Origin of the sequence: Dysosmobacter sp. Marseille-Q4140, from assembly GCA_018228705.1 — a bacterium.
Classification (GTDB): Bacteria; Bacillota; Clostridia; order Oscillospirales; family Oscillospiraceae; genus Oscillibacter.
In genome coordinates this window covers 209,483-224,415 of the sequence record CP073694.1, presented here as the reverse complement: position 1 = coordinate 224,415, position 14,933 = coordinate 209,483, and the positions used below count along the sequence as shown (strand labels likewise).

At 52.9% G+C, this 14,933-nt stretch carries 15 protein-coding genes; 14 read left to right on the top strand and 1 reads right to left on the bottom strand.

Annotated elements, in window-relative coordinates; translation table 11 throughout:
• Window positions 1-228 precede the first annotated feature (228 nt).
• The 4 genes from trpS to KFE19_01080 are packed head-to-tail and all read left to right on the top strand — an operon-like array spanning window position 229 to window position 4,335.
• A complete protein-coding gene (trpS, locus tag KFE19_01095; protein ID QUO38154.1) occupies window positions 229-1,236 on the top strand; it encodes a tryptophan--tRNA ligase in 1,008 nt (335 codons plus the stop codon).
• Window positions 1,237-1,249: 13 nt separating this feature from the next.
• The gene (locus tag KFE19_01090; protein ID QUO38153.1) at window positions 1,250-2,410 is read left to right on the top strand and encodes an undecaprenyl/decaprenyl-phosphate alpha-N-acetylglucosaminyl 1-phosphate transferase; all 1,161 of its coding nucleotides are present in this window, start codon (window positions 1,250-1,252) and stop codon (window positions 2,408-2,410) included.
• On the top strand, window positions 2,410-3,552 hold the full coding sequence (gene wecB, locus KFE19_01085; protein QUO38152.1) for a UDP-N-acetylglucosamine 2-epimerase (non-hydrolyzing): 1,143 nt from the start codon (window positions 2,410-2,412) through the stop codon (window positions 3,550-3,552). Before KFE19_01090 ends, wecB begins: the two co-directional genes overlap by 1 nt.
• Before the next feature lie 36 nt (window positions 3,553-3,588).
• Entirely contained in the window at window positions 3,589-4,335 is a 747-nt protein-coding gene (locus KFE19_01080) for a hypothetical protein (protein QUO38151.1), read from the top strand.
• 150 nt (window positions 4,336-4,485) lie between these two features.
• Here the strand turns inward: KFE19_01080 and KFE19_01075 are convergent, their stop codons facing one another.
• A complete protein-coding gene (locus KFE19_01075; protein ID QUO38150.1) occupies window positions 4,486-5,358 on the bottom strand; it encodes an AraC family transcriptional regulator in 873 nt (290 codons plus the stop codon).
• A gap of 317 nt (window positions 5,359-5,675) precedes the next feature.
• Here KFE19_01075 and KFE19_01070 point away from each other — a divergent pair, with 317 nt between their 5' ends.
• The 10 genes from KFE19_01070 (at window position 5,676) to KFE19_01025 (ending at window position 14,806) form a co-directional block, all read left to right on the top strand.
• Complete coding sequence (locus KFE19_01070) at window positions 5,676-6,725, top strand: Ldh family oxidoreductase (protein QUO38149.1); 1,050 nt, start codon at window positions 5,676-5,678, stop codon at window positions 6,723-6,725.
• 49 nt (window positions 6,726-6,774) lie between these two features.
• Window positions 6,775-7,569: a 2,4-dihydroxyhept-2-ene-1,7-dioic acid aldolase gene (locus KFE19_01065; GenBank protein ID QUO39482.1), complete on the top strand. Its 795-nt coding sequence runs from the start codon at window positions 6,775-6,777 to the stop codon at window positions 7,567-7,569.
• Between the two features lie 68 nt (window positions 7,570-7,637).
• Complete coding sequence (locus tag KFE19_01060) at window positions 7,638-8,579, top strand: hydroxyacid dehydrogenase (protein ID QUO38148.1); 942 nt, start codon at window positions 7,638-7,640, stop codon at window positions 8,577-8,579.
• Between the two features lie 29 nt (window positions 8,580-8,608).
• Window positions 8,609-9,565: a hydroxyacid dehydrogenase gene (locus KFE19_01055; protein ID QUO38147.1), complete on the top strand. Its 957-nt coding sequence runs from the start codon at window positions 8,609-8,611 to the stop codon at window positions 9,563-9,565.
• A 53-nt stretch (window positions 9,566-9,618) separates the two neighbouring features.
• Window positions 9,619-10,650, top strand: a complete 1,032-nt coding sequence (locus tag KFE19_01050; protein ID QUO38146.1) for a DctP family TRAP transporter solute-binding subunit — start codon at window positions 9,619-9,621, stop codon at window positions 10,648-10,650.
• A gap of 69 nt (window positions 10,651-10,719) precedes the next feature.
• Entirely contained in the window at window positions 10,720-11,229 is a 510-nt protein-coding gene (locus KFE19_01045) for a TRAP transporter small permease (protein ID QUO38145.1), read from the top strand.
• A complete protein-coding gene (locus tag KFE19_01040) occupies window positions 11,229-12,494 on the top strand; it encodes a TRAP transporter large permease (protein QUO38144.1) in 1,266 nt (421 codons plus the stop codon). The genes KFE19_01045 and KFE19_01040 overlap by 1 nt, the downstream gene beginning before the upstream one ends.
• Before the next feature lie 18 nt (window positions 12,495-12,512).
• Window positions 12,513-13,262: an N-acyl homoserine lactonase family protein gene (locus tag KFE19_01035; GenBank protein QUO38143.1), complete on the top strand. Its 750-nt coding sequence runs from the start codon at window positions 12,513-12,515 to the stop codon at window positions 13,260-13,262.
• Complete coding sequence (locus tag KFE19_01030) at window positions 13,255-14,067, top strand: 4-hydroxy-3-methylbut-2-en-1-yl diphosphate synthase (protein ID QUO38142.1); 813 nt, start codon at window positions 13,255-13,257, stop codon at window positions 14,065-14,067. Before KFE19_01035 ends, KFE19_01030 begins: the two co-directional genes overlap by 8 nt.
• A gap of 10 nt (window positions 14,068-14,077) precedes the next feature.
• A complete protein-coding gene (locus KFE19_01025; GenBank protein ID QUO38141.1) occupies window positions 14,078-14,806 on the top strand; it encodes an RraA family protein in 729 nt (242 codons plus the stop codon).
• The last annotated feature ends 127 nt before the right edge of the window (window positions 14,807-14,933 follow it).

The window sequence follows — 14,933 nt, the reverse complement described above, 5'->3', positions numbered from 1 at the left end:
TGGAATGTCAAGGCTGATGCGCGGGTTTTTCCGAGATCGCCCTGGGATTTTTGCGGCTTACCAGAGATTTCGGCGGGATGGGCGCAGAGGCCTCCGCACCGAAGCACTCCACATGCGGATGTGCGTTTTATCCGTTGCACTTTTTCAGGCTTTGTGATACACTATATTAGTTAAATTGCGCCCTGGCAAAGGACGCTTTCAATAGAAAGATTTGAGGTGTTCCGACTTATGGAAAATGAAGTGCAGAAAAAGCGTATTTTGAGCGGCATTCAGCCCTCCGGCGACCTGACCCTGGGCTCCTATCTGGGGGCCATCAAGAACTGGGCGGCCCTGGCCGATCAGTACGACTGCTACTATATGCTGGCGGACATGCACACCATCACCGTCCGGCAGGACCCGGCGGCGCTGCGCCGTCACACCCTGACCCAGGTGGCGGCCTACATTGCCAGCGGCCTGGACCCGGAGAAGAACGTGCTCTTCGTCCAGTCCCACGTGCCCGCCCACGCCCAGCTGGGCTGGGTGCTGGACTGCTACACCATGTTTGGTGAGCTCAGCCGCATGACCCAGTTTAAGGACAAGTCCGCCAAGAACGCCGACAACATCAATGCGGGTCTTTTCACCTATCCGGCTCTGATGGCCGCCGATATCCTGCTCTACCAGGCGGACCTGGTGCCCGTGGGCGGCGATCAGAAGCAGCACGTGGAGATCTGCCGGGACATCGCCAACCGCTTCAATGGCATCTACGGCGACGTGTTCAAGATCCCCGAGCCCTACATTCCCCAGGTGGGCGCCCGGGTCATGAGCCTCACCAGCCCCGAGAGCAAGATGAGCAAGTCCGACAAGGACCCGGGCGGCTGCGTCTATATGCTGGAAAAGCCCGAGGATATCCTGCGCAAGTTCAAGAAGGCCGTGACGGACTCCGACGCCTGCGTCCGCTACGACAAGGAGACCAAGCCCGGCGTGTCCAACCTCATGCAGATCTACTCCGTAGCCACCGGCCGCACCTTCGAGGAGATCGAGGCGGAGTTCGCCGGCCGCGGCTACGGCGACTTCAAGAAGGCCGTGGGTGAGGCCGTGGTGGAGCTGCTGCGGCCCATTCGGGAGGAGACGGAGCGCCTGCTGGCGGACAAGGCGTATTTGGAGAGCGTGTACCGCGCCGGCGCCGAGAAGGCCGCCTATGTGGCCAATCGCACCCTCTCCAAGGTCTATAAAAAAGTGGGCTTCCTGCCCCGCTGACGGAGGTCGCGCAATGGAGTTTGAGAGCGGTCTGATCGTCCTGGTGCTGCTGGCGCTGCTGGTGGCGGGGATGGTCAGCTTCCTGACCACCCCGGTGGTCAAGACCTTCGCCTATAAAGTGGGCGCTATTGACGTGCCCAAGGACGAGCGGCGGATGCACAAGGTGCCCATCCCCCGGCTGGGGGGCCTGGCCATCTTCATCGGCTTCATGGTGAGCATCCTGCTCTTCGTCCCTATCACCCCGGAGTTGAAGAGCATCCTGCTGGGTGCCGTGGTCATCGTGGTGCTGGGCGTGGTGGACGACATCATGGCCCTGCCGGCGCTGCTGAAATTCGTGGTGCAGATCGTGGCGGCCCTGATCCCCGCCACCCACGGGGTGGTGATCCAGGCCTTTTCCAACCCCAACGTCTTTTCGGACAACCTGTACTGGGTGCTGGGCTGGATGTCGGTGCCGGTGACGGTGCTGTGGATCGTGGCCATCACCAACTCCGTGAACCTGATCGACGGACTGGACGGCCTTGCCAACGGCGTGTCCGCCATCTCCGCCATCACCATGCTGGTCATCGCCCTGGTGACGGCCCAGAACCAGGTGGCCATCGCCCTGGCGGCCCTGGTGGGCGCGTGCGTCGGGTTCATGCCCTACAACATGAACCCCGCCAAGATGTTCATGGGCGACACCGGCGCCACCTTCCTGGGCTTCATCCTGGCCACCATGTCCATCCAGGGCCTGTTCAAGTATTACGCCGTCATCACCTTCGTGGTGCCGTTCCTGATCCTGGGTCTTCCCATTTTCGACACCAGCTTTGCCTTCATCCGCCGCATCGCCCACGGCCAGAGCCCCATGCACGCCGACCGGGGACACATCCACCACCGGCTCATCGACATGGGCCTCAACCAGAAGCAGGCGGTGGCCACGCTGTATGTGATCTCCGCCATCCTGGGCCTTAGCGCCGTGGTGCTGACCACCGGTGGGGAGGAGAAGGCCATGCTGCTGTTCGCGGCCCTTTGCATCGTGGCGGCGGTGGCCGCCCGGGTGGTGTTCCCCAAGGAGGTCCGGGAGGAGCTCCACGAGGAGCTGGAGGAGCTGCGGGAGCACGGCCACCACGACCACCATCACAGTGAGCATCCGTCCGCGCCGGAGCAGACGCCCGGCGGGGACGGCAAGGAGGAATAATGGAAAAGCTGCGTATCATGAGCGTGTTCGGCACCCGGCCGGAGGCCATCAAGATGTGCCCCCTGGTGAAGGAACTGGCGTCCCGGCCGGAGATCGAGAGCCTTTGTTGCGTCACCGCCCAGCACCGCCAGATGCTGGACAGCGTGCTGGAGGTCTTTGACGTGAAGCCCGACTGGGACCTGGACATCATGACCCCCCGGCAGACCCTGTCCACCATCACCAGCAAGTGCCTCACCGGCATGGACGAGGCCATCGACACGCTGAAGCCGGATATGATCCTGGTCCACGGGGACACCTCCACCACCTTTGCCGGGGCCCTGTCGGCCTTCTATCACCAGGTGCCGGTGGGCCATGTGGAGGCGGGCCTCAGGACCTACGACAAGTACTCCCCCTTCCCGGAGGAGATGAACCGCAAGCTGGTCAGCGCCATCGCGGACCTCTACTTCTGCCCAACGGTCAACAATAAAAACAACCTCCTCAAGGAAGGCATCACCCAGGGGCTCTTCGTTACCGGCAACACGGTGATCGACGCCCTCAAAACCACGGTCCGGGACGATTATGTCTTTGCAACGGACGAGCTGAACAAGCTGCCCTACGGGGAGAAGAAGATCATTCTCGTCACCTGCCACCGGCGGGAGAACTACGGCGAGCCCATGAAAAACATCATGCTGGCCCTGCGGCAGATCGCCGAGGAGGACCCCGAGGTGGAGCTGGTGTATCCCGTCCACCTGAGCCCCGTGGTCCGGGAGGCGGTGGACACGTATCTGCGCGGCGCGCCCCGGGTCCACCTGATCGATCCCCTGCCCGCCGACGAGATGCACAACCTCATGGCCCGGTCCTATCTGGTGCTGACGGACTCCGGCGGCCTCCAGGAGGAGGCGCCTGCCCTGGGCAAGCCCGTGCTGGTTATGCGCCGGGAGACGGAGCGGCCGGAGGCCGTGGAGGCCGGGACCGTGAAGCTCTGCGGCGTGGTCCAGGACGACATCGTCACCATGGCCCAGCGGCTGATCCGGGACGAGGCGGCATACGGCCGTATGGCCCACGCGGTCAACCCCTATGGCGACGGCAACGCCTGCCGCCGCATCGCCGACGCGGTGCTGTGGCGCTTCGGCCGTGGGGAGCGGCCCGCGGATTTTCAGTGACGTCCCCGCCGGGGACGGACCGGAAGGAGGGAGCCCATGGACAAGCGCCGGATGAACCATATCACCGTGGGCTTCATCGTGGTCATGGCCCTGGTGATCGCCGTGATGTTCGGCAACAACCTCCGCCGCCCGCCGCAGGTGGTGCTTCCGGATACCTCAGCTACCGGCGACCAGTCGGACCAGGCAGAGGATGACGCCGGCACGCTGTCGCTGGTGCAGGTGACGCCGGAGACAGTCCAAACTGCCATTGCGACCCTTTCCAGGCCGGAGCAGTACCGCCGCACCATCACCATCGAGCAGTTCTGGGACGGCGGCAGCGGCACCTATGAGGTCAGCGTTCTGGTGTACGGCCCGTGGACCCGGACGGACCGGACCCTGCCGGACGGCCGGGCGCGTCATACCATCACTGACGGTAAGACCACCTATATCTGGTATGACGGAGACAGCGCGGTGTACAGCGGACCTTCCGCCGGCATCACCGCCGACAACGAGCAGACCATCCCCACCTACGAGGACGTACTGGACCTGCCCAAGGAGATCATCGTACAGGCGGATTACCGCACCATCTCCGATGCGAACTGCATCTATGTGGAGACCGAGGAAGGACAAGACGGCGTCCTGCGGTACTGGGTCAGCGTGGAGACGGGGCTGCTGGCGGCGGCGGAGCGGCTGGTGGACGGGGAGACCGTCTACCGCATGGGAGCGCTGACAGTGGACCTGACCGCCCCCACGGCGGCGGATCTGACCCTGCCGGACGGCACGGTTTTGGCGCCGGAGCTGTAAGGGGAAGTCCGATTTGGACTGTCATTTTAATATCGAGTAGAGATTGCTTAGAATACAAAAAGCAGCTGGAGCGATACCGATGGCCGGTGTCGCTCCAGTTGTTTTGTTTTTTGCTTTAAGACTCTTTCTGAAAAAGAGCAGGTTGAGCTATCAGTTATCCGGTGAAAAGTAGCGGTACCGAAACCGACCATGAGTTCGCATGTCCATATTTAGGGAATTGCGATCCTGATCGCGTGCTTGAGAAGGAGATATACCTGCGTATCTATGAAAAACCCTGGAAAAGTAATGTATGCTGGAAAAGCCGCAGCTGCTGGAAATGTCTGAAAGGGTTTGGCTTGTATATCGTACCATATCATATGCTTTGCGGATGCGTAACATATTTCTATATTCGATAATTGTATATCCTGTCGCTTCTTTAAAAACTTTACACAAGTAGTTCTTAGAATATCGCAAATCTTGGGCTAACTGATCCAGAGAGATCTCAACCAAAAAGTTTTCCAAAATATAATTTGCTATTTCCTTTTCAATGCCGGTTAAGCTAGCTATTTTTTGCTCCATTTCATGATAAAACGGGACTTCAGCGGGAGAACAATTCATTTCACGAAGATAAAGATACAACAATTGCTCAAAAATGAGTGTTGCCATTTCGTAACAATAAGGTGCACCGGAAGCCCATTCATTGCGTGTTTCTTTCTGGAGCCAAGAAAAGGTGGGAGAGGCAATATTAATGTGTGCAGGCATTTTTATAAGGGAACGATAAAGCTCTTCGTCATGAACATAGAATTTAGTATCTAGAATTCGCAAATATCCATTGGGAAGGGGTTTTACCTCATGAATTTGATTTGGATGTATCAACAGACAGTCATTGGGCGCTAAACGGATATCCTGATCTTCAAGAAAAACGGGGCTTTCACCAGCAAGGCAATAATACATTTGGAAATAGTCATGGCTATGTTTCCGCACTCCCCAACCTTTAGCATAGTCTACAACAAATACCCATACTAACTCTACTTTTTCACTCATATAAAATCCCTCCCGCAGACGTCTAAGAAAGATTGTTAATTAGTTTTGCACAGAATTAATTAATTTTCAAGTATATTAACCTCAAATATTAATATAAGACAAATTCAGGAAAATGAAGGCTAAAGACATACAGGTATATTTGGTGATATCATGAAAGCGAAAAGGGGAAAATAGATAAAATATAAAGAATTTTATTGAGATTATTTTTACATTTACTACAAAAAACCAAAATAATCAAATGTTTCCACAAACAACTTAATATTTGTATAAAATTCTCATAAAGAAAATCTTTTAAATACAGAGGAGTGAGATGCAGCGTGGCAACAACTATTTCAGTTTCCTGGGACAATTTATATAAATTAATTGCAGAATTATATGAAAAGGCCGGTATGACGCAGGCGGATGCAGAGTACCACGCCTACGGACTTGTGACTGCCAGTTTACGGGGCGTGGATTCCCACGGAGTGATGCGCACAGAGGCTTACCTTACTCGGATTTTGAATGGGGCGATCAATCTTCATCCCCAGATGCGGTGCATTCAGAAAGATGGGGCCCTGCGAGTGCTGGATGCAGATGGGGCTTCTGGTTACATTGCTGGGCGTGAGGGAATGTCTTTGGCAATCCAAATAGCAAAGGAAACTGGAGTGGGGATGACTTTGGTCCGCAACAGTAATCACTTTGGAGCAGCTGCTCTTTATGCGCAGATGGCTGTGGATGCAGGTATGATTGGTTTTTCGACTACTAATGTCAAACCCAATGTAGCTGCCCCTGGTGCTATTGGGAATGTAGTGGGAAACAATCCTTTTGCGGTGGGGATTCCTACATATTGTGAATTTCCCTTTATGCTGGATATGGCGCTTTCCGTAGTGGCCGGAGGAAAACTGAAGATGGCCATAGCAAAGGGAGAGAAGATTCCTCTTGGATGGGCTTCTGATAGAGAGGGGATGCCCACAGATGATCCCCAAAAGGGCTTTGACGGATATCTCCTTCCTGCGGGAGGCTTCAAGGGCTTGGGGATTGCGTATGCCATCGATTTGCTGTGCGGCGTCATGACAGGCGGAGCATTCCAAAATCACATCAGGAATATGTTCAAAGACCCAACGGAACCCAGCCGTACCTGCCATATGTTTTTGGCAGCGGATGTAAAGCGGCTGCTAAGCCGGGAAGAGATTCAATCCAGAATGAAAGAGTATCGGGACTACATCAGAAGTATTCCAACCGTTTCAGGGATTCCACTCGTTTTTCCAGGAGAAATAGAGGCTGCCTGCGCTGCGGATCGCCGAGAACACGGAATTCCTCTGCCGGAAGCTGTGTACCGCCAGTTAGCGGACCTTGGAGAACAGTACGGCCTGTCTGTGCGGCTATGAGAAAGTTCGCCGTAAAGGACAGGGAATAAAGATAGCAAAGGAGAATACCATGCTGCGTTTAGGAGAAGAACTGAAGAATCCTGTTAAACAAATGCTAAAGGAAAACAAGAAAGTCTTGGCTGCCTGGTTGCAAATGGCAAGTCCCTACGCTGCGGAGATCTTTGCAAAAGCGGAGCTGGATGCGCTGGTGGTAGACATGGAACACGGCCCGAACAATATTTTGAGCCTGATTGACCAGTTGCGGGCCATGGGGCGGTTCTCATCTATACCCCTGGTACGGGTGCCTTGGAACGATATGGTGGTCATAAAGCGCGTATTGGATGCCGGTGCCTACGGTATTCTAGTGCCTTATGTGAACACGCCGGAGGAGGTTGCGGCAGCTGTATCCTACTGTAAGTACCCTCTGGAGGGTGTTCGGGGCGTTGCGCCCAGCCCTCGCGCTCCTGGCTTTGGGATGGACAGCATGAACTACATGCGTCGCGCCAATGAGGAGATCCTGGTGATGACCGCAGTAGAGACCATGGAGGCGGTGGATCAGATTGATGAGATTGTAAAGGTTGAAGGACTTGACGGCGTATTTATTGGTCCTATGGACCTGGCTACTTCCATGGGACATTTCTGTGACCCGGGCTGCTCGGAGGTTCAGGCTGCTATCCGAAAGGTAGAAGAGGCGGTGATCGGTTCTGGAAAATTCCTGGCTTCCGTTGCCAAGGGAATGGAGGAGGCAAAGGAAAAGTTTGACAGAGGCTATGGCCTTGTAATCGCATTTGCAGATGGCGGGACACTAGGAAACGCTGCCAGAAAGAACGTGGAGGATTTCCGCAGAACTTATCCGAATCGCTGACGAGTTCTCAAATCAAATTGCCTCCCTGTGGATATTGAGACGAGTTCAATAGGGAAATGGAGGGAGCTATGAAACGAGTTTTGCTCACGGAAAAAATCCATCCGGATGCAGTGAAGCTGCTGGAAAAGCACTTTGAGGTAATACAAGGAAGCGGTGTGGAGCATGTTTCTGAGCAGCTGCTGGGGTGTGAGGGGGTGCTTGTTCGATCCGCACATGTAACAGCTTCTGATATGGAGAAAAATCCGCAGCTGAAGGTAATCGCCAAACATGGGATGGGGCTGGATTCCATAGATGTAGAAGCCGCAACCGCCCGCGGGATTGCAGTGGTGAATGCACCATTTGCCAATATGAACGCGGTTGCTGAGCATATTGTTATGCTGATTCTTGCGTTGAGCAAACGGACGGTCCGCATGGACAAGCTAACGAGAGCAGGACAGTTTTTCCGACGCAATCAGTACCAAACTACAGAGCTCAAGGGAAGTACTCTGGGAATTATTGGGTTTGGGAAAATATCTCGCTTGGTAGTAAAAAAACTATCCGGCTTTGAGATGAATGTAGTCGCCTGCGATCCCTTTGTAGGGCAGGAAGAAGCAGACCCCTTCGGTGTGCGGATGCTGTCAGATCAGGAGGTATATCAGACAGCGGATTTTGTAGTGGTGCACACGTCTCTGACCCCGGCCACATACCATTTGGTTGGAAAACGGGAGTTCGGACTGATGAAACCTTCTGCGTATTTTATTAATGCTGCCCGAGGAGCCGTGGTGGACGAAGAGGCCTTGATCGAGGCTCTGCAATCCGGAGAAATTGCCGGTGCTGGCTTGGACGTGTTTGAGAAGGAGCCTCCTGCGGCGGATAATCCGCTGTTTTCTATGGACAATGTAATCGTCTCTCCCCATAATGCGGCGCTCTCAGACGGAGCGATGCTGGCCATGGCTATGGACAGTGCTCAGGGAATCATTGATTGTTTGGAAGGAAATACTCCGCAATATTTGTGTAACGATGTTTTATAATCTGCTCACGCAGGGAAAGGACGGGCCTTATGGGCAAAAAAGTATTGATCCCTACGGACATTTCGGAGCCGGGTAAGGAGTATCTGCGTAGCCGCGGGTTTGAAATCAAGCTGGGACGAGGAATCGACGAGGACTCATTAATTAAGGATCTTCAGGACTGTGATGCCCTTCTTGCTCGCAACGAATACATCACCCGCCGAGTTATTGAAAGTGCTCCTAATCTGCGGGTAATTGCCAAACATGGAGTTGGGCTTGACAAAATCGACCTTAATGCAGCCCGGGATTGTAAGGTATGGGTTACCAACGGCCCTATCTCCAACACGGTAGCTGTGGCAGAGCATACAGTGCTGCTGATTCTGGCTTGTGCCAAAAGACTGGTGTTTTTTGATGCAGCGGTCCGCTCCGGCAACTACGAAGTCCGAAACCAGATCAAAGGAATGGATCTGGAGGGCAAGACGGTTGGGGTCATCGGACTGGGGAAGATTGGAATGCAGGTAGCAAAGAAGTGCCACTACGGATTTGATATGAAGGTTTTGGGTTATGATCCTTATGTGAAAAAAGAGCAGGCACCTGATTTTGTCACCTGCTGCGCCAGTATGGAGGAAGTGATTCGAGAAGCTGACTTTGTTAGTCTGCATTTGCCTGCAACGGCTGACAATACAGGCTTCTTCAACAAGAACTTGATCGCCCTGATGAAACCTACGGCATATTTCATCAACGCAGCTAGAGGATCTCTGGTCAACGAGAGAGATCTCTATAACGCCTGCAAAAATGGAGAGATTGCCGGAGCAGGCTTGGATGTATTTGCTGCGGAGCCCTTCGATCCGAATAATCCTCTGTTTACTCTACCAAATGTGACTTTAACCCCCCACAATGCTGCCCTGACCCAGGAGACCACAGACCGTATGGGGCTCCATGCGGCCCAAGGAATCGACGAGGTCTTTTCCGGCAAACGTCCCACTTGGCCGGTGGTTATTCCGGAGTAACCAAGAAACGGTTGCTTTGGTGATAGAAACATAAAAAACGGGAGGAAAAGAAAATGAAAAAGAAGTTGGCGGTCCTTTTGGCGAGCACGATGATGCTGGCGATGCTGGCCGGCTGCGGCGGCGGAAGTACAACAGGAGAAACGACCACAGCAACGGATGAGAGCGGCTCCGCGGAGACCATTACCTTTGTAATGGGAAATGCAGCCCCGGTTAGTGAGGATAATCAGCTATATCAGTGGTGCGAGGAGTTCAAAAGACTTGTCAGCGAAGCCACGGACGGACAGATTGTAATTGAAAACCACTATGCCAGCGAACTTGGCGGTGAACGCGATTTGTTTGAGGGTGTACAGTTGGGAACGGTCGATATGTGCATCATTGCCAACGGACCTGTCGGAAACTTCGTTCCGGATGTTCTGGCCTTTGACTTCCCCTTCCTGTTCCGAGATTACGACCATGTGACCAAGGTTTTTGATGGAGAGATCGGCGACCGACTCAGCGCAAGCATTGAGGAAAAGGCCGGTGTGGTTATGCTGGACTGGGCCATCAACGGCTTCCGTCAGTTAGTGAATTCTGTGCGTCCTGTGGAGCATCCTTCTGATCTGGAAGGAATGAAGGTCCGTACGATGGAGAACCAGATCCACATGGAGACCTTTGCTGCGCTGGGTGCGGACCCCACTCCGATGAACGGCAGCGAGCTGTATACCGCGCTTCAGCAGGGGATTGTAGATGCCATGGAAAGTCCTCTCACCTATATTATTCCCAGTAAGTTCTATGAGGTTCAGGATTACTTGTCCATGACCAACCATTTCTACTCTCCCTCTGTTGTGGCTATGAACAAGGCAAAGTTTGAGGCACTGACTCCTGAGCAGCAGGAGATCATGCTCAGCTGCGCTGAACAGGCAACTGCGTATCAGACAGAGTTCTGCCTGTCCATGGATGAAAAGCTGGCGGATGAGGCGGCTAATATCCATGGGATGGAAGTGGTCTATACTGACATGGAGGAGTTCCGTGAGGCTACTCAGGTGGTGTATGACAATCACCCTGAATATGCAGAAATTCTGGCTGAGATCAGTGCCGTGAAGTAAAGGAGACAAAAATAGGCATATGATCATATACTTATTGGTCATATGCCTATTTAAAAAAAGGAGTTCAAAATGAAGAGCTTAACCAAAATCATTCATATTTTGAACCAGATTATAGGCTATCTGATGGTCCTAATGATGGCTGCGATGACGGTTGTAATTATTGCCCAGGTAATCTGCCGCGTGGTCCACGGGTCCATCCCCTGGTCGGAAGAATTTTCCCGGTTTCTGATGATTTACATTACTTTTTTGGGAATGGCCTATGCCTGTCGCTACGACCAATTGATGTCTGTAAAATTTTTGCAGATGAGCCTTCCGGAACTGGGGAGAAAAATCCTTTATGCCGTTGCTCTTTTCATTCAGATCGCATTTTTTTCTGCCGTTTTTTACCAGGGCATTGCAATTATGCAGACCGTACATACGCAGATTTCTCCTGCGCTGCGCATTCCCATGTCATTACCGTATTCAGCGATGATGGTGGGAAGTGCTCTGGCGGTGATCAACTGCCTGTATCTGCTGATCTTCCATATTTTCAACATTCCTGTAAGCTTTTCACCGGAAGATAAGGAGGGGACTGCGTAATGGCCGGACTGGTTTTCATTGTTCTTCTGGTTCTTTGCTTCATCGGGGTGCCCATTGCCACCAGCATTGGCGCGGCCAGTACGGGCTACTTAGCCTTTTTGACAGACTTGCCGCTGATTGTAGCACCCCAGCGAATGTTTACCACCATCGACTCCTTCCCGCTGATGGCGGTACCGTTTTTCGTACTCTCTGGTGGACTGATGCAGGCAGGTGGTATTTCTAAGCGCCTGATTCGTCTGGCGGATGCATGTGTTGGTCACCTGACCGGTGGTCTTGCCATCGTAGTTATCATCACATCTATGTTCTTTGCGGCAGTGTCCGGATCTAGTGCTGCCACCATTACAGCTCTGGGCGTCATTTTGATCCCTGCTATGGTGGAAAAGGGCTACGACAAGAGCTATGCCGCTTCTGTACAGGCCTGCTCTGGTCAAATGGGAGTTATCATTCCGCCCAGCATTCCCATGGTAGTTTACGCTGTGGCTACGGAAACTTCCATTGCGGACTTGTTTAAAGCTGGTCTATTCCCCGGTATTTTAATGGGTGCATCCCTAATTATATTCTGCTACTTTACCTGTAAACGGCGAGGTTATGTGGGAAACAGCACCCGGGCTACCGGCAAGGAAAAGCTGTTGGCTTTGAAAGATGCTATCTGGGCGATTTTCATGCCTATTATCATTCTGGGGGGCATTTATAGCGGCTGGTTTACGCCAACTGAAGCTGCGGCCATTGCTGTTGGATACGCCTTTATCGTGGGCATCTTTGTCTATAAGGAACTGGACATTCGAAAGATCAAGGGCATCATGCTGGAGTCGGCCGTAACCACAGCGACCATTTTGTTCCTGATTTCTTGTGCTGGATTATTGGCTTGGATCATGGGCCGCTTGAATGTGGCTCAGGCTGTGGCTGGGTTCTTTGATCTCTTTGTTCACAACAAGGTGGCGTTCCTGCTGGTAGTCAATCTGCTTTTGTTCTTCGTGGGTATGTTTTCTGATGCAGGGCCGGCTATCATCATTCTGGCTCCGCTGCTGGCACCGATTGCGGAGTCCTACAACATCAGTCTTGTACATTTCGGTATCATCATGGTAGTGAATCTGGCGGTTGGTTTCTGCACACCGCCTGTGGGTGTGAACCTCTTTCTATCCAGTCAGATTGCGGGAATCAAGTTGGAGGACATGCTGAGAGATGTTGTAAAATTCCTGATCATCCTTGTGGCAGATGTTTTGATTATCAGTTTTGTTCCGGCACTGTCCACTGCACTGTTATAAAAGAAAGGATGTGCTTTTGTGTATACTATTAAGCCAATTTTCCATGGCGTATTTGAGAATTTTGAAAAGACCATCTTTACCTACCGTACGGACGCAGGCATGAAAATTACAGTCCCTCTGGTATCCTATTTGGTCCAGGGCGAGGGATGCACGTTTATCGTGGACAGTGGTCCTCCTGATCCAGAGCTGGCTAAGACCAGAGGACACCGTCCTGTGCTCCAAGCCACTTATTTGCAGGATGAGTTGCATCGTTTGGGGGTGAAACCCTCTGATATAGACTTTGTGGTGCTGACTCATATGCATTGGGACCACAGCTACAATCTGGAGCTGTTTCCCGGGGTGCCTGTGTATGTGCAAAAGCGAGAACTGGAGTATGCAGTCAATCCGGTGCCCTGTGATGCCGCCAACTACTGTTTTGCCGTACCTGACAAGGATGCTGCTCCCAGCTGGTTCCCGGCCTTGAGAAGGTTCTGTGTGATCGATGGAGAGGAACTGCTGCGCCCTGGTGTCCGACTGGTGCCTCTGCCTGGCCACACCTGCGGCCTTCAGGGGGTTTTGGTAGATACAGAGGAAGGCAAATATATGATCACCAGCGATGCGTATCCGCTGTACGAAAACTATGAAAAGGGCTGTCCTGCCGGAATCTGCGTCAATATGCTGGAGTGGTATCAAAGCCATGAAAAAGTCAAAAAGATGGCGGATTTCATCCTGCCCGGTCATGATATGAAGGTTCTGGACAGGAAGGTTTATGGTGTTGTAAATGGATGAGCGCTATCAGATCCAAAAGCTTCAGAAGAAAATTGAGGAAAAGAGGCTGATTTTAGGATCTCATGTGGGCTTTGACAGTCCTTTTGTAACGGAGATGATCGCCAATCAGGGGTTTGACTTCATCTGGATAGATGCAGAGCACTCTGCTTTGGATAAAAAGGATATCCAAACTCATTTGCTGGCCTGTCGGGCGGCTGGTGCAGCTGGGATCGTCCGTGTCCCCTGGAATGACCATACGTTCATAAAGGGGATTTTGGATATGGGGGCTGACGGAGTCATCATCCCTATGATCTGCAGCTATCAGGATGCACGATCTGCAGTGGCAGCTACTCACTACCCCCCCTTGGGAATTCGGGGAATGGGAACACGCCGGGCTTGCGGATACGGGGAATGGGACAAGGCGTCTTACGTTGCGGATACTGACCGGCATGTATGGACGATTCTCCAGATTGAACATATCGATGTAGTGAAGGATCTTGATCGGATCGCTGCTCTGCCGGGAGTCAGTGCTTTTGTGGTAGGACCCAATGATTTCTCTATGAGCATGAATACTGCGCAGCGCAGTTTTAAACCAGGGGATCCTGAGGTGAAGGAGCAATTTGACAAGATTGCGGAAATTCTTCGAAAGAGTGGAAAGCCCTTTGGTGTTTCTGGTGCATACAGTGAGCAGTTTGTACGGGATTGGATTGGTAGGGGCGTGGATTTCATCGCGATGGGTTTTGACTTTAATTTTGTGGTCAACGGAGCAAAGACGGTTATGACGAGAACCAAATCCCTATGTGACGCTATTAATCGGACTTATTGAGGAAATGCATATGGACTTATTGACGAGAGAAGAGCTTGAGGCTCTGCGAGCCTTTGATACGCCCACGATCTGTAATGCCATCGAAGGGTTTCAGGTTCGAGGCAGAACGGTTGGCTTCACCCGTCCCGGGCTGAAAAGACAGGTGTCCTGGGATGGTAAGCCTATGGTTGGATATGCCCGTACTGCCTTGATCTCCGCAGCAAATCCATCTGTCCCAGGACACTGGGAGATCATGCGTCAATACTACCGGCAGTATGAGGATTTCGATCTGCCGCAGGTGGCGGTTATTCAGGACATCGATCCTGTACCCATTGGTTCTTTATGGGGTGATGTTCAAGCTACGGTCCACCGGGCCCTTGGGTGTGTGGGCGTGATCACCGACGGCGGAGTGCGAGATTTGGACGAAGTGAAAAAGGTCGGCTTCAACATGTTTTCCAGGGAAATTTTGGTATCCCATGCTTACGTTCACATTGTGGAAGCTGGCGGCCCGGTGACAGTGTTCGGAATGACCGTCCGTCCCGGTGATTTGATACATGCGGACGGGCATGGAGCTATCGTGATTCCATGTGAGATCACAAAGAAGATTGCCGGCGCCTGCCGACAGGCGATGGATGCCGAGGATGCCTTGCTGGTGCCATGTCGTGAAGCGCTGCGGGAGAACCGAAGAGTAACTGCAGACCAAATTATGGAATGGCGGAAGGAAATGCAGGAAAGACGGCTTCGTGTAGGTCAAAACTGAGTGCCCGAAGCGCCTGAGCACCATAGCTGGAACTGTGATCGATCGGCGTGAGCCGGATGAGTGCAGTGGAACAGCACCGCAATTCAGGAAAAGCAGCAGGCGCGTGTCAGCCGTGCCTGCTGCTTTT

Coding starts and splice junctions, on each gene's coding strand:
- trpS (QUO38154.1), top strand. CDS start 229: ATGGAAAATGAAGTGCAGAAAAAGCGTATTTTGAGCGGCATTCAGCCC.
- KFE19_01090 (QUO38153.1), top strand. CDS start 1,250: ATGGAGTTTGAGAGCGGTCTGATCGTCCTGGTGCTGCTGGCGCTGCTG.
- wecB (QUO38152.1), top strand. CDS start 2,410: ATGGAAAAGCTGCGTATCATGAGCGTGTTCGGCACCCGGCCGGAGGCC.
- KFE19_01080 (QUO38151.1), top strand. CDS start 3,589: ATGGACAAGCGCCGGATGAACCATATCACCGTGGGCTTCATCGTGGTC.
- KFE19_01075 (QUO38150.1), bottom strand. CDS start 5,358: ATGAGTGAAAAAGTAGAGTTAGTATGGGTATTTGTTGTAGACTATGCT.
- KFE19_01065 (QUO39482.1), top strand. CDS start 6,775: ATGCTGCGTTTAGGAGAAGAACTGAAGAATCCTGTTAAACAAATGCTA.
- KFE19_01060 (QUO38148.1), top strand. CDS start 7,638: ATGAAACGAGTTTTGCTCACGGAAAAAATCCATCCGGATGCAGTGAAG.
- KFE19_01055 (QUO38147.1), top strand. CDS start 8,609: ATGGGCAAAAAAGTATTGATCCCTACGGACATTTCGGAGCCGGGTAAG.
- KFE19_01050 (QUO38146.1), top strand. CDS start 9,619: ATGAAAAAGAAGTTGGCGGTCCTTTTGGCGAGCACGATGATGCTGGCG.
- KFE19_01045 (QUO38145.1), top strand. CDS start 10,720: ATGAAGAGCTTAACCAAAATCATTCATATTTTGAACCAGATTATAGGC.
- KFE19_01040 (QUO38144.1), top strand. CDS start 11,229: ATGGCCGGACTGGTTTTCATTGTTCTTCTGGTTCTTTGCTTCATCGGG.
- KFE19_01030 (QUO38142.1), top strand. CDS start 13,255: ATGGATGAGCGCTATCAGATCCAAAAGCTTCAGAAGAAAATTGAGGAA.
- KFE19_01025 (QUO38141.1), top strand. CDS start 14,078: ATGGACTTATTGACGAGAGAAGAGCTTGAGGCTCTGCGAGCCTTTGAT.